The sequence below is a fragment of the Streptomyces sp. NPDC054794 genome (genome assembly GCF_053611585.1).
The window spans coordinates 1-23944 of sequence record NZ_JBSHAQ010000004.1 but is presented as its reverse complement, the minus strand read 5'-3'; the positions used below and the strand labels follow the sequence as shown (position 1 = coordinate 23944).

Genomic DNA, 23944 nt, shown 5'->3' with positions numbered 1-23944 from the left:
CGGGCTGGCCTCCCCGCACCCCGCCCCGGGGGGGCGGGACAACGGTCGGGTGTTTTCGGGGACCTCCGCGGGGCCGGCCCGGCGCCCGCGGCGGGGGGGCGCCGGCCGCGGCCGTCTCGTGCCGGGTCAGCCGTCGATACGGTGCTGGGTCCAGAACGAGGTCAGATCCGTGGTGGTGGCGGCCTGGGCGGCCGCCTTGAACTCTGCCGTGGTGGAGACGCCGTACCAGTGTGAAGTGGCGTAGTCCTTCATCAGCTTGGCCATGGTGCTGTCACCGAGGAGGCGCCGCAGATCGTGCAGCGCGCACTTGCCGTAGCCGTAGACCACGGTGGAGTACCGGGAGGAGTGGGCGTCCCAGTAGGCCATGGAGTTGGTGATCTTCTCCGCCGAGGAGGCCCAGGAGACGCTGTTCCAGCAGTTGGTGCCGGTCTTGTTCAGGGCCAGGTCGGTGGCGTAGTCGGTGAACGCCTCGTCGAGCCAGGGGCTGGTGTACTCGTCGTCGCCAACGATCCCGTACCACCACTGGTGGCCGATCTCGTGGGTGAGCGCCGTGGTGCTGACCAGGTCGAGGACGAAGCCGGGGTACTCCATGCCGCCGAACCAGTAGTTGTTGTCGATGACCGCGTCCAGTTCGCCGTACGGGTAGGCGCCGAACCGTGCCGCGTGGGCGTCCACCGCGGTCTTCGCGGTGGAGAGCATCGACTGCGCGCTCGACGAGCTGATGCCCGAGACGGAGTAGATGTTGACCGGGACACCGCCGGACGAGGTGCCGGAGATCTTGCTGAAGGGCCCGGCGGCCCAGGCGAAGTCACGGACCTTGGAGGCGGTGGCGGTGGTGACCGTACGGCCGCTGGAGCCGGGGGTGTCGCTCGACGTGCCGGTGGCCGGCACCAGCAGGGTGCTGGGGTGGTCGAGGGTCACCTTGAAGTCGGCGGCCAGCGAGTAGAACGACTCGCCGTTGTTGGTGTACGGGTCCAGGTGCCAGCCCGCGGCATCCCTGATCCCGAGGACGGGCAGGGCGTTGCCGATGAAGCTGAAGGCACCGTCGTAGCCGAACCGGTCGGCACCGCTGGGGACGGTGATGCCCAGGTCGAAGCCGACGGTGGCGGACTGCCCCTGGTTCAGCGGTGTCGGCAGGGCGATCTTGAGTGCCGTGCAGCCGACCGAGAGGGCGCCGGCCGTGCCGCCGGTGACGTTGCTGACCGTGATCGGCATGGCCGAGCAGGTGCCGTGGTAGTTGTCCCACAGCCGGAGGTACACCTCGCTCAGCGCGGTGGCGGAGGCGTTGGTGAAGGTCGCGCTCTCGTGACCGGTCCAGACGGTGCCGCTGGAGTCGCTGCTCAGGTCGACGGTGTACGACGGCGCGGACGGGGTCCGTGTGGAGTCCGCCGGCGGGGTCGTGCCGCCGGAGGTGTCGAGCGCGATGTCGTCGAGGACGAAGCTCGTCTGGAGGCTGGAATCCTCCGACCCGGTGAAGGCGACGCTCACGGTCTGGCCGGCGAACGACGAGACGTCGAACGACTTCTGCACGTAGCCGGTGTTCTTGTTCAGGTTCGAGTACGTCGCGAGCGTCGTACTGCCGATCTTCGCCGTCAGCTTGTCGTACGCGATGGACGATGTCGTCTCGGTGGTGTCGATGTGGAGCCAGAAGGTCAGGGTCGCGGTGCTGCACCCCGACGGGATCGTGACGCTCTGCGAGAGCGTGTCGGTGTGCGTGCTGCCGACACCGTTCAGCCAGGCATAACTGCTGCCGCCGTGGGCGGTCTGACCGCTGCGGCTGGTGATCACGGTGGAGGACGACTGGCTCCAGGGCGAAGTGCCGCTCTCGAAGCCGCCGTTGGTCACCACCTGGGCCGGCGTGCAGGCGGCCGCCACGGGAGCCGTGGCCGGCTGGGCGGCGGAGGCCGGGGCACCGGGCAGGAAGACGACGGCCAGCGCGGCGGCGGCGAGAGCGCTCACGACGCGGGCTCTGTGGGGGGTCGATCTCACACGAAACTCCTTTGCGGCGGCCGGGATTCCGGCCTGCTCGATGGCCGCCCGGCCGGCCTGGGTGCGCCGGTGGGCGGCCGCGGGTTACGCGTTACCGGTTTCGAAGATCACTGGGGAGTTGCCCGCCGTGTCCTCCTGGGGACGGAGTCACGACCATCGGGAAGACTGACAGATTTGACCAGAACATGCCATAGGGCAAATGGGCGGGAGTCCACGAGGTGAAGGGGAGTCGGCCGATGACCGAACCGGGATGCTCCGTGCCGGAGTTGCCGCCTACGGTCGCACGGTGCTTTGCCGCCTACGGTCGCGCGCTCCCCGGCGTGACGGTGTCCCTGCCCCCGGCCGTCGGCTCGGTCCTCGCCGCGCTCGGGGTCGTCGACGGTGCGGGGGTGGGGACCGCACGACGGGTCGGGTAGCGGGACGTGGGGGTGTCGGGAGCGTGGGTGGAGGTCTCGGGGGCGTGGGTGGGGCGGGACCGAGGCGACTCGGGCGCCGCCGAGCGGGTGGGCGACACCGACGGGGAGGGCGTCACCTGGCGCGTCGGGGGTGGCGGCGCCAGCGGGATCGCCGGCCGCGCCGGTGCGTCGTCGGCCGACAGGCGCAGGGGCAGTACGACGAGGGCGGCCACGGCGCAGGTCGCGCCCAGCCCGGCCGCGGCGCGCAGCACACGGCGGCGGGCGGCCGCGCGGCGGATCGCCTCGTAGCGGCCGGGGGGCGGGCCGAGGGGTTCGGAGGCGGGCCGCAGGATCACCGCGAGCGGGTCGTCGGGCGCGAACTCCGGGTCGTCGTCAAAGCGTGTGGTCAAGGCTTCTCCTCAAGTGGACGCGGAGCAGTTCTCTGGCCGCGTGGAGGTCGGCCTTGACGGTTCCTTCCTTGCGCCCGGTCAGCACGGACACCTCCCGGATCGGCATGTCAGCGTAGTAGTGCAGGAGGATCGGGACGCGCAGTCGTTCCGGCAGCGACTGCACGAGCAGGCGTACGGACGGGTCCGCCTGTTCGTTGTGGGGGCGGACCGCGGCTTCCGTGGTGGCCCGGCGCACGGCCTTGCGCTCGCGCTCCAGCTTGCGCCAGTGGTCGCGGACGAGGTTGGCGGCGGTGACGTACAGGAAGCCGCGGGGCTCCTCGACGGACGTCCAGCGGGCCCACAGCCGGGTGAACGCCTCGGAGGCGATCTCATGGGCCGTCTCGTCGTCGTCGACGAGCCGGCGGCACCAACCGGCGAGGCGCGGGTAGAGGGCGGCGAACAGCTCGGACGCTGCTTTGTCGCGGGACCGTTTCAACGCTCTCCATGGTCGTGAGGGCACTCGTCAAGCATGCGTGCGGCGTTCGTGCGGGGTGGATGCCGGGCCGTCGGCGTACGGCGCCGCGGCCCGGGATCCGACGGAGGGTCAGGGCGTGCCGGGGCCGAGCGCGGCGAAGACGATCACGTTGTCGAGGTAGCCGTTGCCGCTCCGGGGCCCGCCGCAGGTGATCAGCCGCAGCTCCGGGCGGTTGACGTCGCCGTAGACGTCGTCCGCCGGGAAGTCCTCCTTGGCGACCGTCCGTACGGCGGTGACGGCGAACCCGGCCTCCGTGCCGTTCTCCAGGCGCACCACGATCCGGTCGCCCCGGCGCAGTCGGGCGAGGTGCCGGAAGACGCCGTCGCCGTAGCTGCCGACCGTGACATGGCCGAGGAGGACCGACGGGCCGACCTGACCGGGTGTCGGCGAGTGCCGGTACCAGCCCGCCCGGTCGTGGGCCGTGACCGGCGGCACCTGCATCGTGCCGTCCGGTTCCAGACCCAGTCGCATGACCGGGGTGTCGACACCGATCGCCGGGATCCGCAGCCCGACCGGGACCGAACGGCCCAGGGCGTGCGCCGGCTTCGCGCCGGCCGGGGCCGGGGAAGGCGGCGGCGTCCCCTGGGCGCGTCCGGTCGTGGTCCGGTGGGAGCCCGGGCCGCCGCAGCCCACGAGGAGCGCGGCCGTCGCCGCGGCGGCGAAGGTGCGCCTGGAGAGCGGGCTCATGCTCCGGTCGCCCGCCGGCGACGCACGACGAACACCGCGGCGCCGCCCGCGACGAGTGCCACGGCGGCGCCGCCGCCGATCAGACCGCCCTCGTCCCCGGACCCCGAAGAGGCCTCCGTCACACCGGTGTTGGGCGCGGCGCTCGGCCGGACGGAGACCTGGCCGCGTCCGGGCACCCGGGTGGGCACGGCGCTCGGCCGGGCGGACGCGGGCGCCCTGGTCGGTTCGGCGCTGGGCGCCGGGGCGGTGGTGGGAGTGGCGCGCGTCGGGCTGGCCGACGGGACCGGCGTCGCCCCGTCGGCGAACGCGGGCACGGTGCCGGCCAGCACGGCGGTGCAGGCGAGTGCCGTGGCACTGAGGACAGTTCGGCGCATCGAATCGCTCTCTCTCATCGGCTCGCCCGGCAGAAGGGGCGGGCTCGGTTACGGATCGAGCGGAGAGACGAGGCGGCGACCGAGCGGGTTGTAAAGAACGAGCAAAGGCGTCCGAGGGGTGACCGCCTGACAGGTGGCCGGGCGCGGTTACCTGACGGGTAATCGTCCCCGGCGCGGCACCGTGCCACGATCTAGACGTACGGAGCCCGACCGACCGGAAGGACACCATGCCTGCCTACGTGATAGGCCACCTGCGGGAAGCCACGCCCCACCCGGAGATCGCCGAATACATCGAGCGCGTCGGCGCCACCTTCGAGCCCTACGGCGGCCGCTTCCTCGTCCACGCCGCGCAGCACGAGGTCACGGAGGGCAGTTGGCCCGGACACGTGGTGGTGATCGGCTTCCCGGGGATGGCCGAGGCGCGGGCCTGGTGGGACTCGCCCGCCTATCGGGAGATCGCGCCGCTGCGCTCCCGGCACATCGAGGGCGACATCATCCTGGTCCCCGGCGTCCCCGACGACTACGACCCGACGACCACCGCGAAGGCCATGCGGGAGGCGCTGCCGGCCGAATAGCCCCACCCGACGGGGGGTGAGCCGTCCGCGAGGGACGGCTCACCCGCGCTCAGGCCCGCACCAGAGGCGTGTCCACCAGATGCTCCGCCAGGAACCACGCCTGGAGTTCGCCGGTCCGGATCACCTGCGAGACCAGCGCGTCGTTGGTGCCGTCGTCGCCCAACTCCCCCGTGCGGGCCGCCGCGTCGTGGGCGTCGGTCAGGATCGTCTCGTGCGCCTGCAGCAACCGCGACAACATGGCCGGCACCTCCTCCACGCCGTCCGGCGGCCGCGGGATCGAGGTGATCTCGGCGACGTGCCGGGGGTCTCCCACCGCGACCCCGCCCAGGGTCTGCACCCGCTCGGCGAGGGTATCGACGAGCTCCAGCTGCTCCCCCGCGTGCTTGTCCAGCACCAGGTGCAGTTGGTAGAAGGTCGCCCCGCGCATCAGCCAGTGGTGCTTCTTGTAGAGGCCGTACAGGATCTGCGTGTTGGCCAGGACCTTGTTGAGCCGCTGACACGAGTACATGCGCGTCTCGTGGGACAGGCCCAGCGGGAACCGCTTGACGGTTCCGAACTCCTGGATGATCTCGCCCTTCTGATGCAGCCACGGCTGGCTGCTCACGTGCGGGGAGCTGGTGGTCATGTCCGCCTCCTGCGGTCCGTGCCTTCGGTGCCCGAGTGACGCTAGGTGCCGATACGGCACTCACCTTGCCCAGGAGCGCATGCCGTGGTGCCCGCGAGCGCACTGGACGAGGGCGGCGCGGCCGCTGTTCGCTCCGGGACAAGTGCCGGTGCGCCGGCGGACACGTCCTCGTCGCGGGCCTGTTGACGGCGGCCCTGGTCGCCTGGGTCACGGTGGCCGACCGGAGGGCGACCGCGCTCTCGCGGAGCGGATCGGCAAGCTGCGGCGCCCCAGCCTGTCCGCCTGGGCGAGCAATCTCCTCGTCCGGCAGCGGCCCGAGGAAGTGGAGACGCTGCGGCTCGGCGAGGGGGTGCGGCGGGCGGCGGCGCGGGCGGGTCACCCGGTCGGTGACGGTGTCGAGCGGGAGGTGGCGGCCACGCTGCATGCCGTCCTCGCCGATCCGGACGCCGCCCGGGAGTGGGCCACCGGCCGGTTGGTGGAGCCGTACCCGCCGACGGCCGGCTTGTCCGACGTACCGGACACCGTGCCGCGACGCTCCCCCGCATCACCCGCCCCCCTCGCCCGGCAAGGCCGTGCCGTCGAGAAGGAGCGGCGGCAGGCGCGGGACGCCAAGACGCGGGCTCGGGAGACGGCGCGGGACGCCGACCGCCGCGCGTGGGAGGCCGGGCGCCGGGGTGAGGCCGCCGCCGAGCGGCCGGCGGCGGCCGAGCGGGCGGCGCCCTGAGCAGCCTTCGGCACAGGCCCTTCAGCGGTTGGGGTCCGCCCGCCTGATCTCGCCCAGCGCGGAGTGCGGGTCGTCGGCGGCGGCCAGGTCGCCGAGGCTGACCACCCCGACGGGGCAGCCGCCGCGTTCGACTACCGGCAGTCGGCGTACGTGATGGTGGCGCATCAGTTCGGCCGCATGATCGGTGGTGTCGTCGGGGTCGACGGTCACCACCGGGGGCGGGCTGCACACCGATCCCGCCGTGGTGGTGTGCGGATCGCGGCCGTCGGCCAGGACGCGTACCACGATGTCTCGATCGGTGAGGACACCGAACAGGTCGCAGTCGTACGACACGAGGACGTCGCCGACGTTCTGGTCCCGCATCAGGCGCGCGGCCTGCTCGGCCGTGGTCATCGGTTCGACGGCCACGGCGCCGGGCGACATCACGTCACGGATCAGACTGGTCATGGGGACCTCCCGGTTCGGAAAACACTGCTCGACCGCCACGCGGTCCGCGCCGGTGTGGCCCGCGGGGCCGGACGGCGGCCCTCACGAGCGGCCCTTGCGGAGGAAGCGCAGCAGCCGCGTCGGCGTCCAGGTGTTGATCACGTCGTCCTTGGTGAGCCAGCCGCGCTGGGCCGTGCCGACGCCGTAGCGCATGTTGGCCAGGTGCGGGGTCGCGTGGGCGTCGCTGTCCACGGCGAACTTCGCCCCGTGCCGCCTCGCCCGCAGGATGTCCTCGTCGCGCAGGTCGAGCCGGTCGGGGTGGGCGTTGATCTCCAGGGCGGTGCCGGTGCGCGCGCAGGCGGCGAAGACCTCGTCGAGGTCGGCGTCCACGGCGGGACGGCGGCCGATGAGGCGTGTGGTGGGGTGACCGATGATGTTCACGTACGGGTTCTCGCAGGCCCGGACGATCCGCCGGGTCATCTCGTCCCGTCCCTGGTTGAAGTGCGAGTGCACCGAGGCGACGCACAGGTCGAAGCCGGCCAGGAACTCCCCCGGCCAGTCCACCGAGCCGTCGGGGCCGATGTTCAGCTCCACCCCGTGCAGCAGCCGCATGCCGCCGCGCCGGCCCCGTGCGCGGAACGTGCCGTCGAGTTCCCGGACGCGCTCGCGCTGGGCCAGCATCCGCTCGTCGGTCATCCGCTGCATGGCCATGTCCGGCCCGTGATCGGTGATCGCGTAGTAGGCGTAGCCGCGCTCGGCGGCCGCCGCGGCCATCTCCTCCAGCGGGGCGAGGCCGTCGGTCAGGTCGGTGTGCGTGTGCAGGTCGCCCCGGATGTCGGCCTCGGTGACCAGCTCGGGCAGCTCGCCGCGCAGCCCGGCATCGATCTCGCCGCGGTCCTCGCGCAGGGTCGGCGGGATCCAGGGCAGGCCGAGCCGGGCGTAGACCTCCTCCTCGGTCTCGGAGACGATCTTCTCGCCGCTCTCGACGTCGAAGAGCCCGTACTCGGACAGTTTGAGCCCCTGGTGCACGGCGCGTTCGCGGGTGCGGATGTTGTGGGCCTTGGAGCCGGTGAAGTACTGCAGTGCCGCTCCCCAGGAGTCCGGCGGGACGACGCGCAGGTCCACGGCGAGACCCTTGGTGGTGCGCACCGACGTCTTGGTCCCGCCGTGTGCGATGACCTCGGTGACGTACGGCAGTTCGGTGAACGCGTCCATGAGCGGGGCGGAGTCCTCGGCCGCGGCGAGGATGTCGATGTCGCCGATCGTCTCGCGGACCCGGCGCAGCGATCCGGCGTAGGCGCAGCGCCGGCAGCCGGTCACCGGGGACAGCGCGGCGACGATGCCGTCGGCGAGGTCCGTGGCGACGTCGAGCAGGACGCGGTCCCCGGCGGACCGCAGGAGTTCGATGCCGTGCAGGATCTTCTCCTCCGTGCGCGGCCCGAAGCCCTTGAGGTCGCGCAGCCGTTCGCCGTGGATGGCGTCGGTGAGTTCGTCGACGGAGGAGATGCCCAGCTCCTCGTAGAGCGCGAGGGCCTTCTTCGGGCCGAGGGCGGGGATCGCGGTCAGTTCGCGTACCCCGGCCGGGATTCTCGCCCGCACTTCGTCGACGGCGGACACGCTGCCGGTGCCGAAGTACTCGGTGACCTTCTCGGCGATCGACTTGCCGACGCCGGGGATCTGCTGGAGGCCCTTGAGGTCGAGGGTGGCGACATCGGCGTGGTGGCCGCCGATCGCCCGGGCGGCCTTCTCGTAGACACGTGCCCTGAACGCGTCTCCTCCGGTGATCGAGATCAGGTCCGCGTATTCCTGGAACAGCGCGGCGACCTCGTCATTGGACCGAGCCACGTCTCCAGGGTAGGCGCCGGGCCGGGCGGACGCCGCTCACCGCGACACGGCGCCCGCGGGCAGGCGCTGCTCCGCCCAGATGATCTTCCCGTCGGGGGTGTAACGGGTGCCCCAGCGCTCGGTGAGCTGGGAGACCAGGAACAGGCCGCGGCCGCCCTCGTCCTCGCTGCGGGCGCGGCGCAGCCGGGGCGAGGTGTTGCTGCCGTCGAAGACCTCGCAGATCAGGGCGCGGTCGCGCAGGAGACGCAGCCGGACCGGGCCGGTGGCGTGCCGGATGGCGTTGGTGACCAGTTCGCTGGCGACGAGTTCGGTGGTGAACGCCTCCTCGTGCAGCCCCCAGGCGACGAGCTGCTCGACGACCGCCGCGCGGGAGCGGGAGACGATCGCGGGGTCGCCGGGCAGGTCCCACTGGGCGACCCGGTCGGGGCCGAGGGCGTGCGTGCGGGCGACCAGCAGGGCCACGTCGTCACCGGGCCCTTCCGGGAGCAGCGCGTCGAGGACCGCCTCGCAGGTCTCCTCCGGTCCGCGGCCCGCGCTGGCCAGGACGGTGCGCAGCCGGTCCAGGCCGGTGTCGACGTCGCGCAGCCGATCCTCGATCAGGCCGTCGGTGTACAGCACCAGTTGGCTGCCCTCGGCCAGCTCCAGCTCGACGGTCTCGTACGGCATCCCGCCGAGTCCGAGCGGCGGCCCCGACGGCAGGTCGACGAGGCGCACGGTGCCGTCCGGTCCGACCACCGCGGGCAGCGGGTGGCCGGCGCGGGTGAGGGTGCAGTGCCGGGTCACCGGGTCGTACACGGCGAACAGGCAGGTGGCGCCGACGATGCCGGAGTCCGGGGTGTCCTCGGCACCCCAGCCTTCGCCCCGGTCGAGCCGTGCAACCAGGTCGTCGAGGTGGGTGAGCAGGTCGTCGGGCGGCAGGTCCAGGGAGCAGAAGTTGTGCACGGCGGTGCGCAGCCGGCCCATGGTGGCGGCCGCGTGCAGGCCGTGCCCGACGACGTCGCCGACCACCAGTGCCACCCGGGCGCCGGAGAGCGGGATGACGTCGAACCAGTCGCCGCCGACACCGGCCTGCGCGGGCAGGTAGCGGTAGGCGACCTCGACGGCGCTCTGCTCGGGCCGGCCGCGGGGCAGCAGGCTGTGCTGCAGGGCGAGGGCGGTGTTGTGCTCGCGGGTGTAGCGGCGGGCGTTGTCGATGCAGATCGCCTCGCGGGCGGCGAGTTCCTGGGCCAGGGACAGGTCGTCGTCCCCGAAGGGCGTGGGCTGCTCGGAGCGGTAGAAGCTGACCACGCCGAGGGTGGCGCCGCGGGCCCGCAGCGGCACCGTGATCAGGGAGTGGACGCCGGCCGCGACCATGCGCTCGCCGAGCCGCGGATCCTGGACGGCCGATCCGTTCGCGCGCACCGGGACCGGTTCGAGCACGCCCTGCCGGGATTCCAGGCTGCGGGCCTGCGGTGCGGCGGGCGGGTACCGGACCGTGTCGCCGACGCCGTACAGCTGACGCTGGTCGTGTACGGCGCCGAGGGCCACCCGGCGCAGCGTGGTGGCGGCGTCGAACGGGGCGGGCTCCTCACCGCGCAGCACCGCGTCGGGCAGGTCGACGGCGACGAAGTCGGCGAACCGGGGGACGGTCACCTCGGTCAGTTCCTCGGCGGTGCGGGTGACGTCGAGGGTGCTGCCGACGCGGAGGCCGGCGTCGTGCAGCAACTCCAGGCGCCTGCGGGCCAGTACCGCGAGCCGCCCGACACCGGGCTCACCGACGAGCAGCGGCCAGCTGTCCGTGTCCGTCCCGCTCCTGCGCGGAGCGTCGGGCACGGCGGGTGGTACGACGGTGGGCGGTGACGGGGCGGCCGTGAGGGGCGGCGCGGGGGCCGTGGGCTGTGGTGCGTGGGCCGTGGGTTCCGTCGGCGGGGTGGTGAGGGCGGTGTGGGTCAGGCGGGGGCCGCCGGGGACGCGGACCTCGACGACGACGCCGGTCTCCCCGGCCGCTCCGGTGACGGGGTGACGCAGCAGGGTGGCGGTCCGGCCGCCGCTGAGGGTCACCTCGTCGAGGGTGCGGTGCGGGGAGGCGATGAGCTCCTCGGCCCGTTCGCGCAGCACGGCCAGGTCGATCCGGCCGAGACCGCCGAGCTCGGCCGCGCCGGCCCGGCCCTGGGGTGTCCGCGCGGGGTCCTGCCAGGGGTCGCCGCCGTTCTGCGCCGGGCGGCCGGCCCGCCGGTAGGCGGCGAGCAGCGCGCGCTCGCGGGCGGTGGCCTGGTCCAGCAGCCGCGTCTCGATGTCGTGGGCGGCCTCCCGCACCAGCCGCAGCATGGCGGGGTCGCCGTCGCAGCGCAGGCAGGTGAGGTCGAGGACGGCCTGGATCTGGCCGCTGAGGGGGTCGCGGACGGGCGCCCCCGCGCAGGCGAACGGCTGCAGGCAGTCGGCGAAGTGCTCGCGCCCGCTGACGTAGACGGGGCCGCGCTCGGCCAGCGCCGTGCCGACGCCGTTGGTGCCGACGACCGGCTCGGAGGCGTCGAAGCCGGGGGCGAAGCTCACCTCGTCGAGGCGTCCGCGCAGGTCGGGATCCCCGCCGAGCCGATGCACGATACGGCCCTGCGCGTCGCACAGTACGACCGTCATACCCACCTCGGTGAGCGACGCGATCACGTCGTGCAGCACCGGGTCGGCGGCCCGCAGGAAGCGGTCGTCGAGGGTCAGGCCGGGTGTGTAGGCGACCATCGGCCGGTCCGGGTCGAGCCCCGCGGCCCGGCAGCGCTTCCAGGATTCCAGGATCGGCGTACGGACATCGGAGTCCACCCGCGCGCCGGACAGAAACTGTTCATGGGCATGGACCAGCCCGCCGATGTCGTCCCAGGCGACCGACAACGGGATCACTTCCTCGCCTGAAGGGCGTCCCCGTCGCGCACCGCCGTTCGGCTCGTCCCGCGAGGGGCCCTCCAAGCGGTTTTTACCCTGAAGCCATTGCCCCGAACACCACAATCTTGGACAGATGCCGGAATTAGGAACGATCCGCCGAGACCGTGGCCACGGCGGGCGGCGGCGCGTACTCGTCGGGCCGCGGCGCGCTGGAATTCCAGGCAGGGGTGGTTGTCGCCGGCCACCAGGGCCTCGCGCAGGCGGAGGTACCCCGCGACGCCGGGATGGTCCAAACGACACCCCCTGGGTCCCGGCGGCGCCGGGCGGCCGCCTCCGTCGCCGGTCCCGTGCCGGGTGGCAGGGCGGCCGCGGTGGCGTACCTCTCCGGGTCGGCGACCGCCTCGGGCGGGAAGGCGAGCACGGCGTCCCCGGCCTCGGGCAGCCCGCTGTTCTGCATCAGGACGGTGGTCGCGCGGGCGTCCGGACCGCTGCCGGGCGCTCGTACGCCGTTGTCGTACGCGTCGAGGACGGCGGCGAGCTGGGCACGTCGTGCGCGGGGGTGCGCCAGGCGGCGGCGCGCTCGGCGACGACGTGTACGACGAGCGGACGGCGCCGAGCATCACGGGCGATGCAGAAGGCGCTTGCTCGACGAGATGACCGTAGGGGCGGAACGAATGTCGGGCCAACCCTTCTGCATCGAGAACTAGAAGGTCGTCGCCGAAGGGAATCACCGTCCGGCGGCTCGGATCGGCCGGAAAGCGTCCTACCGTGGAGACATGGACGGCGACACGGTGACGCTGTTCCTGTGCGGCGACATAATGCTCGGGCGCGGCATCGACCAGATCCTTCCGCACCCCGGCGACCCCGCCCTGCGGGAGGACTACCTGCGGGACGCCCGCGACTACGTCCTGGGCGCGGAGGCCGTGAACGGCCCGATCCCCGCGCCCGTCTCCCCCTCCTGGCCCTGGGGCGAGGCGCTGCGGGTGCTGGACGAGGCCGCCCCGGACGTCCGGATCATCAATCTGGAGACCTCCGTCACCCGCAGCGAGGCGTTCGCGCCGGGCAAGGGGGTGCACTACCGCATGCACCCGGACAACGTGCCCGCGCTCCTGATGGTCCGGCCCGACGTCTGCGTGCTGGCCAACAACCACGTCCTGGACTTCGGCCGGGCGGGCCTCGCGGAGACGCTCGACGCCCTGGCCCGGGCGGGGCTGCACACGGCGGGCGCGGGGCAGGACGCCGAGGAGGCGTACGCCCCCGCGGTGGTCCCGACGGACGGCCGGCGGGTGCTGGTGTTCGCGCTCGGGGCGCCCTGCAGCGGCATCCCGGCCGACTGGGCGGCGGGAGGGAACCTGTCCGGCGTGGCCCGCGTGCCCGCCCTGACACCGGCCGCGGCGGACGCGGTCGTCGAGCGCGTGCGGCGGGTCAAGCGCCCGGGAGACATCGCGGTCCTCTCCGTGCACTGGGGCTCGAACTGGGGCTACCGGGTCTCCGAGCGGCAGATCCGCTTCGCGCACGCGCTGGTCGACGGCGGCGTGGACGTGATCCACGGTCACTCCTCGCACCATCCCCGCCCCGTCGAGGTGTACCGGGAGCGGCTCGTCCTGTACGGCTGCGGTGACTTCGTCGACGACTACGAGGGCATCTCGGGGTACGAGGAGTACCGCGACGACCTGCGGCTCGCCTTCCTGGTCTCGGTCGAGGCGGGCACGGGACGCCTCACCGGTCTGCGCATGGTGCCGCTGCGGGCCCGGCGGATGCGGCTGGAGCCGGCGTCGGCCGCGGACACCGCCTGGCTGGGCGCGACGCTGGAGCGGATCAGCGAGGGCGTGTCCGTCGAGGCGGCGCGCGACGGAACGCTCGCGCTGACCCGCTGACCCGCTGACGCCGCGACAGACACCCCCCTCCGCCCCGGGCGGCAGGCACTTCGGCACGATCCACTCCTGTGCGCCATCTGCTGCCCGCACAGGTGTTACCTAGGAGTAATCAGTGCTGGTTTGATGTGCGGCGCCACTCAACCCCCTTCCCCCACAGGGAGATCCAGTGACGTTCCCCGCACCGCGCCGCGCCCTGGGCGCGGCCGTGCTCGCCCTCGCCCTTCCCGCCGCCGCACTCGTCGCAGCGGCGCCCGCGGCAGCCGCCGACCCGGCACCGCCGGTGAGGGTTCTGACGTACAACGTCTTCCTCATGAGCAAGAACCTGTACCCGAACTGGGGTCAGGACCACCGTGCCGCGGAGATACCGAAGGCGTCCTTCTTCCGCGGGAACGACGTCGTCGTCCTCCAGGAGGCGTTCGACAACTCCGCGTCGGACGCGCTGAAGAGCTCCGCCGCGGCCGAATACCCGTACCAGACGCCGGTGGTGGGCCGGAGCAGGAGCGGCTGGGACGCGACCGGCGGGGCGTATTCGTCCACCACGCCCGAGGACGGCGGGGTCACGGTGCTCAGCAAGTGGCCGATCCTGCGCAAGGAACAGTACGTCTACAAGGACGCCTGCGGCGCGGACTGGTGGTCCAACAAGGGCTTCGCGTACGTCGTCCTGAACGTCAACGGCACCAAGGTGCACATCGTCGGCACCCACGCCCAGTCGACGGACCCGGGGTGCGGCGCGGGCGAGGCGGCACAGATGCGCAGCCGTCAGTTCAAGGCCATCGACGCGTTCCTGGACGCCAAGAACATCCCGGCGAACGAGGAGGTGCTGGTCGCCGGCGACCTCAACGTCGACTCGCACAGCGCCGAGTACGGCTCCCTGCTCGCCGACGCGGACCTGGCCGGCGCCGACGCGCGCACCGGGCACCCGTACTCCTTCGACACGCAGGACAATTCCATCGCGCGCTACCGCTACCCCGACGACCCGCGCGAGGACCTCGACTACGTTCTGCACCGTGTCGGTCACGCCCGGCCCACGGCGTGGCGGAACGAGGTCGTCAAGGAGCAGTCGGCGCCGTGGACGGTGTCCAGTTGGGGCACCTCGTACACGTACACCAACCTGTCGGACCACTATCCGGTGCGGGGCTACGCCGGCTGAGGCCCGTTCGGACCGGGCCTGCCGCGCGCGGAGCGCCGCGTGCGGCCTGCCGAACCCACCCGAACAGGCCGAAGGCATCGCTTAGCGATAGGTTGATCCCCATGAGCAACAACGTTTACTTCGACATCACCATCAACGACGAGCCGGCCGGCCGGATCGTCTTCCAGCTGTTCGACGACGTGGTGCCCGACACCGCGAAGAACTTCCGTGAGCTGGCCACCGGCCAGCACGGCTTCGGTTACGCCGGTTCGACGTTCCACCGGGTCATCCCCCAGTTCATGCTCCAGGGCGGCGACTTCACCAGGGGCAACGGCACGGGCGGCAAGAGCATCTACGGCGAGAAGTTCGCGGACGAGAACTTCAAGCTCAAGCACGACCGCCCCTACCTGCTGAGCATGGCGAACGCGGGCCCGAACACCAACGGCTCGCAGTTCTTCGTCACCACGATCGTGACGAACTGGCTGGACGGCAAGCACGTGGTGTTCGGCGAGGTCGTCGAGGGCAAGGACATCGTCGACAAGATCGAGGGCTACGGCAGCCAGAGCGGCAAGACCAGCGCCACGATCAAGATCGCCCAGAGCGGCACCGTCTGACATCACCCGAAGCCGCTCGGCTTTCCCACCCGCCCTCGCGCCCGCACTCCCGGGCCGGGGGCGGCTCCGGTTTCCGGGCGGCCGCCCGGCCGTGGACGGCGCGGTCGTCAGGCGGGCCGGGGTACGCGCTTGAAGGCCCAGGTCGGGCTCGGTTCGACGACGCAGTGGAACACGCGCCGTACCGGCGGTGTGCACAGCGCGGTCACGACCGCGGCGGCGACGAGTGTGACGGTGATCTCGCCGAGCGGGCCGTGCACCCAGGCCGGGTCGTACCAGCCCCAGGCCTTGGCTCCCTGGGCGACGAAGCCGTGCAGCAGATAGCCGTAGAGCGTGCCCGCGCCCAGTGGGGTGCACCACATCCGGCGTCCGGGCACCCACGACAGGAAGCAGGCCACCAGCACCAGCGAGCAGCCGAACAGGGCGAGCGTCATCACAGGCCCGTACCAGGCGGACTGGCCCAACTCCTGGGCGCTGTCCCGGCGCAGGAACCAGCCGGCCGACATGCGCGGCGCCGCCCAGTAGGCCACGGCGAGCGCACCGGCGAACACCGGTACGGCCGCGACGCGCACCGCCCGGCGGCGCACCAGGCGAATGTGCTCGGGCCGCAGGCCCAGGCCCAGCACGAAGTACGGCAGGAACTGCAGCACACGCTGCAGGTCGAGGTCGTTGCCGATGGACGGCGAGACGGTCGCGAGCATCGCCACGAGCAGGGCGAGCGGCAACGGCCGGCGCAGCCGCAGCCACAGGGGGGTGGTCAGCCGCCAGACGAACAGCGCCGCGAGGAACCAGGTCAGATACAGCGGGTCCAGCAGGCTGACGGGGCGGTCCGGGACGTGGTCCGTCCAGCGGGTGTAGAGGGTGTACGCCACCTCGAAGACGACGTAGGGGACGACGACACCGGTCAGAAGCCTGGTGATCCGTGCGGGGCTCGCGTCGAAACCGCGCGAGAAGTAGCCGGAGACGACGATGAACGCCGGCATGTGGAAGGCGTAGACGAGCAGGTACAGGGCGGTCGCCGCCCGGCTGCCCTCGCGCAGCGGCTCCCACGCGTGGCCCACCGCCACCAGCACGATGGCCAGGTACTTGGCGTTGTCGAAGAACGCGTCCCGCGGCTGCGCCGGCCGCGGGACGGGCTGCTGTGCGGCGCCGCCGGACGGCGGCGTGCGGTGGGCGGTTCCTTGCTCCTGGGCAGCGGACAGACCAGAACACCTCTGACTCGACGTACGACCCGCGCGGCGGCGGCACCTTGCTCTCCGCACGCTGCTCACCGGATCCGCGCGGGGTAAACCTCCCGGTCGCCGCCGCGTGGATCCCTCAGCCGCCGAGTGCCGCCAGGACCACCGCCTTGGCCTCCTCCTGCACCTGGGCGAGGTGGTCCGGGCCGAGGAAGGACTCGGCGTAGACCTTGTAGACGTCCTCGGTGCCCGAGGGGCGGGCCGCGAACCAGGCGTTGGCGGTGGTCACCTTGATGCCGCCGATGGCGGCGCCGTTGCCCGGGGCCTCGGTGAGCACGGCGGTGACCGGTTCCCCGGCCAGGGTCTCGGCGGTGACCTGTGCCGGGGAGAGCTTCGCCAGCAGGGCCTTCTCCTCGCGGGACGCGGGGGCGTCGATGCGCGCGTAGGCGGGTTCGCCGAAGCGGGCGGTCAGTTCGGCGTAGTGCTCCGACGGCGTCCGGTCGGTGACGGCCGTGATCTCGGACGCCAGCAGTGCCAGGAGGATGCCGTCCTTGTCCGTCGTCCACACGGAGCCGTCCCGGCGCAGGAACGACGCACCGGCCGACTCCTCGCCGCCGAAGCCGAGCGTCCCGCCGAGCAGTCCGTCCACGAACCACTTGAAACCGACCGGCACTTCGACGAGTTCCCGGCCCAGGTCGGCGGCGACCCGGTCGATCATCGAGGACGAGACCAGCGTCTTGCCGATCCCCGTGCCGGCGGGCCACTGCTCGCGGTGCCGGTAGAGGTAGGAGATGGCGACGGCCAGGTAGTGGTTGGGGTTCATCAGACCCGCGTCCGGGGTGACGATGCCGTGCCGGTCGGCGTCGGCGTCGTTGCCCGTGGCGATGCGGTAGCGGTCGCGCTGTTCGATGAGGGAGGCCATCGCGTACGGCGACGAGCAGTCCATGCGGATCTGCCCGTCCCAGTCCAGCGTCATGAACCGCCAGGTGGGGTCGGTGTGCGGGTTGACCACCGTCAGGTCGATCCCGTGCCGTTCGGCGATCCGGCCCCAGTAGGCGACGGACGCCCCGCCCAGCGGGTCGGCGCCGATGCGCACCCCGGCCGCCCGGACCGCGTCGAGGTCCAGCACGCTCGGCAGGTCGGCGACGTAGGTGTCCAGGAAGTCGTACCGGCCGGTCGTGGCGGCGGCCAGCGCACGGGCGTAGGGGATCCGCCGTACGTCCTTCAGGCCCCCGGCGATGATCTGGTTGGCCCGGTCCTGGATCCAGGAGGTCGCGTCGGAGGCGGCGGGGCCGCCGCTCGGCGGGTTGTACTTGAAGCCGCCGTCGGCGGGCGGGTTGTGCGAGGGGGTGACCACGACGCCGTCCGCGAGGCCGGTGGTGCGGCCGCGGTTGTGGGTGAGGATGGCGTGCGAGACCGCCGGGGTGGGGGTGTAGCCGTCCGCGCTGTCGATCAGCACGGTCACGTCGTTGGCCGCGAACACCTCCAGCGCCGTGACCCGCGCGGGCTCCGACAGCGCATGGGTGTCGGCGCCCAGGAACAGGGGGCCGTCGGTGCCCTGGCCGTCGCGGTACTCGCAGATGGCCTGGCTGGTGGCGGCGATGTGGTCCTCGTTGAACGCGGTCGCAAACGACGAACCGCGGTGTCCGGACGTGCCGAAGGCCACGCGCTGGCCCGGTTCGGCGGGGTCGGGGTGCAGTGCGTAGTACGCCGTGACCAGCCGGGCCACGTCGACAAGGTCCTCGGGACCGGCCGGCTTGCCCGCTCGCTCGTGCGGCATGGGTCCGCTCCTCCGCATCGGTTGATCCATCGCTCGACGTCTCATCTTTCCCCTACCGGACCCCGGTGCGCGAGTGAGCCACGGGGTCGGCCGGGAAGCCGGCCGGCCGCGGGCGGCAGACCGGGCGGCATCCGGCGGCGAGGTCATGGGCCTCGGTCGGCGCCGCCGCCCGTGCGCTCACGTGCCTCGCCCGTGCGGGTCCTGGCAGGCCGCCTCCCGCGCCGCGAGGTGACCGTGGCCGTCCACCGGACCGTGTGGGGCGGGGCCGACGGAGGCGCCGCGGACCGCGAGGAGGGCGGCGCCGAGTTCCGCCGCCGTCCTCGGGTCGGCGAGGGCACGGCCGGTCAGTTCCTCGACGCGGCGCAGGCGGTAGCGGACGGTGTTGGGGTGGACGAAGAGGCTGCGGGCCGCGTCGGCGGCGGAGCCGGCCGCGGCGAACCAGTGCTCCAGCGTTTCCAGGAGGCGGGCGCGTTCCGGCGCCGGGAGGTCGATGACGGGCTTGAGGGTGACCGTCACCAGGTGGGCGGCCTCCGCGGGGGCGGCGGCGACCAGCATCGCGAGGGGGTTGTCGTCGAACCGCGCCACTCCCGGCCCCGTACCCGGGAGGCTGGCGAGGGCGAGCCGGGCGAAGCGCAGCGCCTGGGGGGTGTCGCGCAGCGAGTCGAAGCCCGGGCTGATGCCCACGCGGGCGTTCGCGCGGCGCAGGACGCGTAGGCCGGTGCTCTCCGCGGTCGGTGTGGTCAGGGCCACCAGTCCGATCTGCTGGTCGGGCAACAGCCGCCAGGCGGATGGGAGTTGAGCCTGACGCAGAGCGCTCTCGATGCCGGCCAGCGGTTCCGTGCCGGGGGCCGTGGACTCGGCGGCGACGACCGCGTACGGGCCCCGCTCGGGCAGGCCCAGCTCGCGGGCGGCCTCCCACAGGGTGGTGCGGTCGGCGATGACTCCGGTGAAGAGCGCCTCCACCAACGCGGAGCGGCGGGCCTCGCGTTGCAGGGTCAGTTCCGCGCTGGTCTCCCGATGGGCCTCCGCGACCGCCTCGGCGTACAGGCCGAACAGTGACCATATCTCGGCGGACCGGGCCACCAACTCGGCGTCCGAGACCTCCGGATGGGTGTGCGCCTCCTTGAGGATCTCCGACCACAGGAACTCGAAGCCGATCCGGTAGGCGTGCAGGGTGTCGGCGAGCGGCATCCCGTGCTGGGCCCGCAGCCGCCCGGTGTCGCGGGCCGGGCCGGGGTCCGGGTCGCCGGCCCGGTGGAAGTGCCTGAGGACGAGGTCGGCGTTGGCCGTGCAGGAGCGGCGCAGGGAGTCGCTCGGGATGAGCGACTCGTCCCGGTAGGCGTCGACGTCCGCACGAATGCGCTCGGCCAGGCGTTCGCCCAGTTCCGGAAGCCGTTCGTGGATCGCCGCGGCGACGCCCGAGAAGTCCATTGCCGCAGTGTAACGACCGGATTTTGTTCCCAGGGACAAGCCGGGGAGGAGGACGCTGTCGTCCCTCCCATAGGTCGCCGCGCGTTACGGCAGCACCATGTCGTCCACGTGAACAGCGGATTTCGACGGTGACGTTCGTGGAGGCGGGTCATGGCCAATCTGGCGGAGTTCTTGGTGCGGACGGCGGCACGGCAGCCCGAGCGTCCCGCGCTGCGGCTGGGCACGCACATCACGACGTACGGCGAGTTGGACGAGCGCACCGCGCGCGCCGCCGCGTTCCTGCGCGCCGAGGGCGTACGGCCGGGCGACCGGGTGGCCCTGATGCTGCCGAACGTCCCCGAGTTCGTCGTCCTGTACTACGGCGCGCTGCGCGCCGGCGCGATCGTCGTGCCGATGAACCCGCTGCTGAAGGCGCGGGAGACCGAGTACCACCTGAGCGACTCCGGGGCGGTGCTGCTGTTCGAGTGGCACGCGGCGCCCGGTGAGGGCGCCCAGGGAGCGGCGGCCGCCGACGTGCGCCATGTCGCCGTCGAGTCCGCGTCCTTCGCCGCGCTGCTGTCCGGTCACGAGCCGGAGTCCGACGTGGCGGCGACGGCCGACGAGGACGTGGCCGTACTGCTCTACACGTCGGGCACCACCGGGCGGCCGAAGGGTGCCTCGCTCACCCACGCCGGGCTGCGGCACAACACCGAGGTCAGCACGGTGCACGTGCAGCGCATGACCTCCGAGGACGTGATCGTCGGCTGTCTGCCGCTGTTCCACATCTTCGGCCAGATCTGCACCATGAGCGTGGCCCTGCACAGCGGTGCCTCGCTCACCCTGATCCCGCGTTTCGACGCGCAGGCCGTGCTGGAGGCCATCGCCCGGGACGGCGCCACGGTGTTCGAGGGGGTGCCGACGATGTACGCGGCGCTGCTGCAGCATCCGGCACAGGCCGATGTCTCGACGCTGCGGATGTGCGTCTCCGGCGGCGCCTCGCTGCCGGTGGAGGTGCTGCACGGTTTCGAGCGGCGTTTCGGCTGCATGGTGCTGGAGGGCTTCGGCATGTCCGAGACCAGCCCGGTGGTCTCCTTCAACCACCCCGACCGGCCGCGCAAGCCGGGCTCCGTCGGCACGCCGATCCAGGACGTGGAGGTCCGGCTGCTGGACGAGAAGGGCCAGGACGTGGCCCCCGGCGAGGTCGGCGAACTGGCCGTGCGCGGCCCGAACGTGATGAAGGGCTACTGGAACCGGCCCGAGGAGACCGCGGCCGTCCTCCCCGACGGCTGGCTGCGCTCCGGCGACCTGGCCCGGCGGGACGAGGACGGCTACCTCTACATCGTCGACCGCAAGAAGGACATGATCATCCGCGGTGGCTACAACGTCTACCCGCGCGAGATCGAGGAGGTGCTGCACGAGCACCCGGCCGTCGCCCTCGCGGCCGTGCTCGGCGTGCCCCACGAGCGGCTCGGTGAGGAGGTCGGGGCCGCGGTGGTGCTCCGCAAGGACGCGCGGGCCACGCCTGAGGACCTGCGACAGTTCGTCAAGGAGCGGGTCGCGGCGTACAAGTACCCGCGCACGGTGTGGGTCGTCGACGCCCTCCCGACGGGTCCCAGCGGCAAGATCCTCAAGCGGGAGATCGTCGTGCCGGCGGTGTGAGGGGCGGCGGCAGCGCTCTCTCACTTTCCCGCGCGCCGCAACGGTTCACTGCGCGCCGCGCCGCTCCCCCTTCTCGGCCTTCTCGGCCTTCTCGGCCTTCTCGGTGTCCGCCGGGGCCCGCGGGGGCGGCGCGTCGGCCGCGGTGAGGTGTTCGAGGACCTCGGCCAACTCCTGGCAGGCCTCTTCCACGGACGTCCTGGTGTTGCGCTGCTCGGTGATCACGGACGACAGGAGCAGCGCGGTCAGCGCCATCGTCCCGTTGAAGGCCTGGAGCTTCATCATCACTTCCACGGGCACCAGCCTCGCGAACGCTCCGACGCCGTCCGTCGCCGCGAAGGTGGCCACCACGGACGTGAGCAGGGCGCACAGCATGCTTCCGGCGAGCTGGAAGCGCAGGGCCGCCCAGATGATGAGCGGGTAGACGAGGAACAGCAGGCTGACGGGGTCGAACACGGCCACCGGTACGACGACGGCGGCGACGACCGCCAGAGCCGTGGCCTCCTTCCACCGTGACAGCCGGGGAGGCCAGCGGGCCCCGTACACCAGCAGCAGGACGGGGGTCACGATGAGGACGCCCATCGCGTCGCCCACCCACCACGCCGGCCAGACGAGCCAGAAGCCGTCCATGGCGAGCTTGCCGGCGACGACGAGGGTGCCGACCCCGATGCTCGCGCTGATGAGCATGGCGGTCAGCGCGCCGAGGAACACGAGCGCGAGGCCGTCGCGCAAACGGCTGAGGTCGGTGCGGAAGCCGACCCGGCTCAGCAGGAGATACGCGCACAGCGGCGCGAGGGTGTTCCCGAGGACGAGTACGGGGGTGTCGGGGCCCGGTGTGCTGATGGACGCGATGATGAAGAAGGCGCCGAGCGCGATGCCCGGCCAGGCGCGCGGGCCGAGGATCAGGAGGGCGGCCACCGCGACGCCGGTCGGCGGCCAGATGGGGGTGACCACGGCGCCCTCGACGACGAGCCGACGCAGCAGGCCGAGCCGCCCCGCCCCGAAGTAGCAGGCGGTGACCACCGCCGTCTCCAGGGCGAAGACGACCAGTCGTCGCGCGTCCCGGGTGGCCTCCACAACAGTCATCACACACCTACGGCGTCGCCTCGGCGAGGCCAGACAGCCGCGGTCCGGCCCTCTGGCTGAAGCCCCCGGAGCTACGGTTCACGGCCGGGCGGGCGCGGATGCGGGGCGGTGGGATCGTCGCTCTCGGAGTACGGGTCGTCGTGGCCCACGACCAGCACGGCCGCGTCGTCCTCGTGCCCCACGCGCTCGGCGCCCTTGATCACGGCGGCGGCGAGCGAGTGTGCCTCCAGGCCGGCGACGACCGCGATGCCGGCCAGGCGTACGACCGCGTCGAGGCCCTCCTCGATGTTCATGGACGGCCCCTCCACGACACCGTCCGTGAGGAGGACGACGACTCCGCCCGCGGTGAGGCGGAAGCGGGTCACGGGGTACTCCATTCCCTGCCGGACGCCGAGCGGCGGTCCCCCCTCGTCCTGGGCGATCCCCGACTTGCCGTCCGCCGTGGCCCACACGAAGGGGATGTGGCCGGCCCGCGCGCTCTCCAGGACCCCCGTGGACGGGTCGAGCCGCATGAAGGTGCAGGTGGCGAAGAGGTCGCTGCCCAGGGAGAGCAGCAGGTCGTTCGTGCGGGCGAGGAGCTCGCCCGGCTCGCTCGTGACCGTGGCGAGGGCCCGCAGCCCCACCCTGACCTGGCCCATGAAGGCCGCGGCCTCGATGTTGTGCCCCTGTACGTCGCCGATGGACAGCCCGATGCGTCCGTCCGGCATCGTGAAGGCGTCGTACCAGTCCCCTCCCACGTTGAGCCCGTAGCAGGCGGGCGCGTACCGCACCGCCAGGTGGAGGCGGGGGGAGGAGGGAAGGTCCCGGGGGAGCATGCCGCGCTGCAGGGCGATGGCCAGCTCGACCTGGGAGCGCTGGAGCTCCGCACGCTGGCGCGCCTGTGCGGTCAGCGACCGGAGTCTGACCAGCAGCTCGTCGCCGTCCTCCGTTGAGCGCTTGCGGGGCATCGATCACTCCGGCAAGGAACAGCCCTTTTCGGACAAACCCCTACTTTTACCTTGGGAGGATCATAGCCACTCTCAGGTCTGTGGCGCGGTGCGTCGTTCCAGGATCTTCAGGACCGTCTCACCCCAGCGCACGTTGGCCCGCTCCAGGGCCAGTCCGCCCTGCAGGGTGAGGTAGGGGCCGACGCGTTCGGCGGCGGCGAGGTACTCCTCCTCCGTGCGCCCGGCCAGCAGGCGTTCCCGCATGCGCTCGAAGCGGGCCAGCTTCGCGGCGGACCGTTCCACGCGTTCGGTCACCCCGGCGCGTACGGCCGCCAGGTCGCCGACGTCCACGCACTGGACCTTGACCATCAGCTCGTCCCGGATAGCCATCGGCCTGCTGGTGGCCTCCCCGGTGTAGGCGCGCACGGCCTCGCGGCCGGCCTCGGTGAGGGAGAAGAGCCGCTTGTTGGGCCGGCGCTCCTGCTGCACGACCCGCGCGGAGACGAGGCCCTCGCCCGCCATGCGGTCCAGCTCGCGGTAGATCTGCTGCGGGGTGGCCATCCAGAAGTTGGCGACCGAGGCCTCGAAGCCCTTCGCGAGGTCGTAGCCGGACGCCTCACCCTCCAAAAGCGCGGCCATCACCGCGTTGCGCAGAGCCATGACCTCAACCTAACACCCCGTTGATTACTCAAAGAGGCGACTATGGCCCGCCGCCGTACGCGAGGGAGCGCATGGCAAACGGCGCGGCCGGACCGCTCCTGCCGGTCCGGCCGCGCCGACGGGCGCCCGACGCGGATCGGGCGTCCCGAGTCCGCAGGCGATCTCGACCACCAGGTCGCCGCCTTCCCCCTGCTGGATGCGGGTGCTCGCCCGC

At 72.5% G+C, this 23944-nt stretch carries 21 protein-coding genes and 2 pseudogenes; 6 read left to right on the top strand and 17 right to left on the bottom strand.

Going from position 1 to position 23944, the window contains the following annotated elements; translation table 11 throughout:
- Positions 1-126: 126 nt before the first annotated feature.
- From ACWGKT_RS05130 to ACWGKT_RS05110, 5 genes are all read right to left on the bottom strand, one after another.
- Positions 127-1989, bottom strand: coding sequence for a M1 family aminopeptidase (locus tag ACWGKT_RS05130; RefSeq protein ID WP_453272511.1), 1863 nt, complete (start codon positions 1987-1989; stop codon positions 127-129).
- A 298-nt stretch (positions 1990-2287) separates the two neighbouring features.
- Positions 2288-2794, bottom strand: a complete 507-nt coding sequence (locus ACWGKT_RS05125; protein WP_453272510.1) for a hypothetical protein — start codon at positions 2792-2794, stop codon at positions 2288-2290.
- Positions 2778-3269, bottom strand: a complete 492-nt coding sequence (locus ACWGKT_RS05120; RefSeq protein ID WP_453272509.1) for an RNA polymerase sigma factor — start codon at positions 3267-3269, stop codon at positions 2778-2780. The genes ACWGKT_RS05125 and ACWGKT_RS05120 overlap by 17 nt, the downstream gene beginning before the upstream one ends.
- A gap of 108 nt (positions 3270-3377) precedes the next feature.
- Positions 3378-3995, bottom strand: a complete 618-nt coding sequence (locus ACWGKT_RS05115) for a class F sortase (protein ID WP_453272508.1) — start codon at positions 3993-3995, stop codon at positions 3378-3380.
- Positions 3992-4369, bottom strand: coding sequence for a sortase-dependent protein (locus ACWGKT_RS05110; RefSeq protein WP_453272507.1), 378 nt, complete (start codon positions 4367-4369; stop codon positions 3992-3994). The genes ACWGKT_RS05115 and ACWGKT_RS05110 overlap by 4 nt, the downstream gene beginning before the upstream one ends.
- A gap of 227 nt (positions 4370-4596) precedes the next feature.
- Between ACWGKT_RS05110 and ACWGKT_RS05105 the strand changes: the two genes are divergently transcribed.
- Positions 4597-4944: a DUF1330 domain-containing protein gene (locus ACWGKT_RS05105; RefSeq protein WP_356141244.1), complete on the top strand. Its 348-nt coding sequence runs from the start codon at positions 4597-4599 to the stop codon at positions 4942-4944.
- A gap of 49 nt (positions 4945-4993) precedes the next feature.
- Here ACWGKT_RS05105 and ACWGKT_RS05100 read toward each other — a convergent pair whose 3' ends face one another.
- On the bottom strand, positions 4994-5569 hold the full coding sequence (locus ACWGKT_RS05100; protein ID WP_453272506.1) for a Dps family protein: 576 nt from the start codon (positions 5567-5569) through the stop codon (positions 4994-4996).
- Between the two features lie 148 nt (positions 5570-5717).
- Between ACWGKT_RS05100 and ACWGKT_RS05095 the strand changes: the two genes are divergently transcribed.
- Positions 5718-6293 carry a hypothetical protein gene (locus tag ACWGKT_RS05095; RefSeq protein ID WP_453272505.1) on the top strand — a complete coding sequence of 192 codons (576 nt, stop codon included), beginning with the start codon at positions 5718-5720 and terminating at the stop codon, positions 6291-6293.
- A 21-nt stretch (positions 6294-6314) separates the two neighbouring features.
- On the opposite strand, the gene ACWGKT_RS05090 is transcribed toward ACWGKT_RS05095, so the two are convergent.
- The 5 genes and pseudogenes from ACWGKT_RS05090 to ACWGKT_RS05070 form a co-directional block, all read right to left on the bottom strand.
- Positions 6315-6740, bottom strand: a complete 426-nt coding sequence (locus tag ACWGKT_RS05090) for a CBS domain-containing protein (protein ID WP_356141250.1) — start codon at positions 6738-6740, stop codon at positions 6315-6317.
- An 81-nt stretch (positions 6741-6821) separates the two neighbouring features.
- Positions 6822-8564, bottom strand: a complete 1743-nt coding sequence (gene polX / locus ACWGKT_RS05085) for a DNA polymerase/3'-5' exonuclease PolX (protein ID WP_453272504.1) — start codon at positions 8562-8564, stop codon at positions 6822-6824.
- 36 nt (positions 8565-8600) lie between these two features.
- Positions 8601-11435, bottom strand: a complete 2835-nt coding sequence (locus ACWGKT_RS05080) for a SpoIIE family protein phosphatase (protein WP_453272503.1) — start codon at positions 11433-11435, stop codon at positions 8601-8603.
- A gap of 167 nt (positions 11436-11602) precedes the next feature.
- A pseudogene (locus tag ACWGKT_RS05075) lies at positions 11603-11904 on the bottom strand (cupin); the annotation flags it as partial.
- Positions 11884-12011: pseudogene (locus ACWGKT_RS05070) on the bottom strand (gfo/Idh/MocA family oxidoreductase); the annotation flags it as partial. The pseudogenes ACWGKT_RS05075 and ACWGKT_RS05070, both read right to left, overlap by 21 nt.
- Positions 12012-12193: 182 nt before the next feature.
- On the opposite strand from ACWGKT_RS05070, the gene ACWGKT_RS05065 reads away from it, so the two are divergent.
- The 3 genes from ACWGKT_RS05065 to ACWGKT_RS05055 all read left to right on the top strand — a co-directional run bounded on the left by ACWGKT_RS05065 (position 12194) and on the right by ACWGKT_RS05055 (position 15037).
- On the top strand, positions 12194-13294 hold the full coding sequence (locus ACWGKT_RS05065; RefSeq protein ID WP_453272502.1) for a CapA family protein: 1101 nt from the start codon (positions 12194-12196) through the stop codon (positions 13292-13294).
- A 166-nt stretch (positions 13295-13460) separates the two neighbouring features.
- Positions 13461-14444, top strand: coding sequence for a sphingomyelin phosphodiesterase (gene sph / locus ACWGKT_RS05060; protein ID WP_453272501.1), 984 nt, complete (start codon positions 13461-13463; stop codon positions 14442-14444).
- Positions 14445-14545: 101 nt separating this feature from the next.
- On the top strand, positions 14546-15037 hold the full coding sequence (locus tag ACWGKT_RS05055) for a peptidylprolyl isomerase (RefSeq protein ID WP_356141257.1): 492 nt from the start codon (positions 14546-14548) through the stop codon (positions 15035-15037).
- A 107-nt stretch (positions 15038-15144) separates the two neighbouring features.
- Here the strand turns inward: ACWGKT_RS05055 and ACWGKT_RS05050 are convergent, their stop codons facing one another.
- The 3 genes from ACWGKT_RS05050 to ACWGKT_RS05040 all read right to left on the bottom strand — a co-directional run bounded on the left by ACWGKT_RS05050 (position 15145) and on the right by ACWGKT_RS05040 (position 19423).
- Entirely contained in the window at positions 15145-16236 is a 1092-nt protein-coding gene (locus tag ACWGKT_RS05050; protein WP_453272709.1) for an acyltransferase family protein, read from the bottom strand.
- A 115-nt stretch (positions 16237-16351) separates the two neighbouring features.
- Entirely contained in the window at positions 16352-17992 is a 1641-nt protein-coding gene (gene pgm, locus ACWGKT_RS05045; protein ID WP_453272500.1) for a phosphoglucomutase (alpha-D-glucose-1,6-bisphosphate-dependent), read from the bottom strand.
- Positions 17993-18169: 177 nt separating this feature from the next.
- Entirely contained in the window at positions 18170-19423 is a 1254-nt protein-coding gene (locus tag ACWGKT_RS05040) for a PucR family transcriptional regulator (protein ID WP_453272499.1), read from the bottom strand.
- Positions 19424-19573: 150 nt separating this feature from the next.
- On the opposite strand from ACWGKT_RS05040, the gene ACWGKT_RS05035 reads away from it, so the two are divergent.
- A complete protein-coding gene (locus ACWGKT_RS05035) occupies positions 19574-21061 on the top strand; it encodes a long-chain-fatty-acid--CoA ligase (protein WP_356141265.1) in 1488 nt (495 codons plus the stop codon).
- A gap of 45 nt (positions 21062-21106) precedes the next feature.
- On the opposite strand, the gene ACWGKT_RS05030 is transcribed toward ACWGKT_RS05035, so the two are convergent.
- From ACWGKT_RS05030 to ACWGKT_RS05020, 3 genes are all read right to left on the bottom strand, one after another.
- Positions 21107-22144: an MASE1 domain-containing protein gene (locus ACWGKT_RS05030; RefSeq protein ID WP_453272498.1), complete on the bottom strand. Its 1038-nt coding sequence runs from the start codon at positions 22142-22144 to the stop codon at positions 21107-21109.
- 71 nt (positions 22145-22215) lie between these two features.
- Positions 22216-23091 carry a PP2C family protein-serine/threonine phosphatase gene (locus tag ACWGKT_RS05025; protein WP_453272497.1) on the bottom strand — a complete coding sequence of 292 codons (876 nt, stop codon included), beginning with the start codon at positions 23089-23091 and terminating at the stop codon, positions 22216-22218.
- 72 nt (positions 23092-23163) lie between these two features.
- Positions 23164-23730: a PadR family transcriptional regulator gene (locus tag ACWGKT_RS05020; RefSeq protein ID WP_453272496.1), complete on the bottom strand. Its 567-nt coding sequence runs from the start codon at positions 23728-23730 to the stop codon at positions 23164-23166.
- Positions 23731-23944 lie beyond the last annotated feature (214 nt).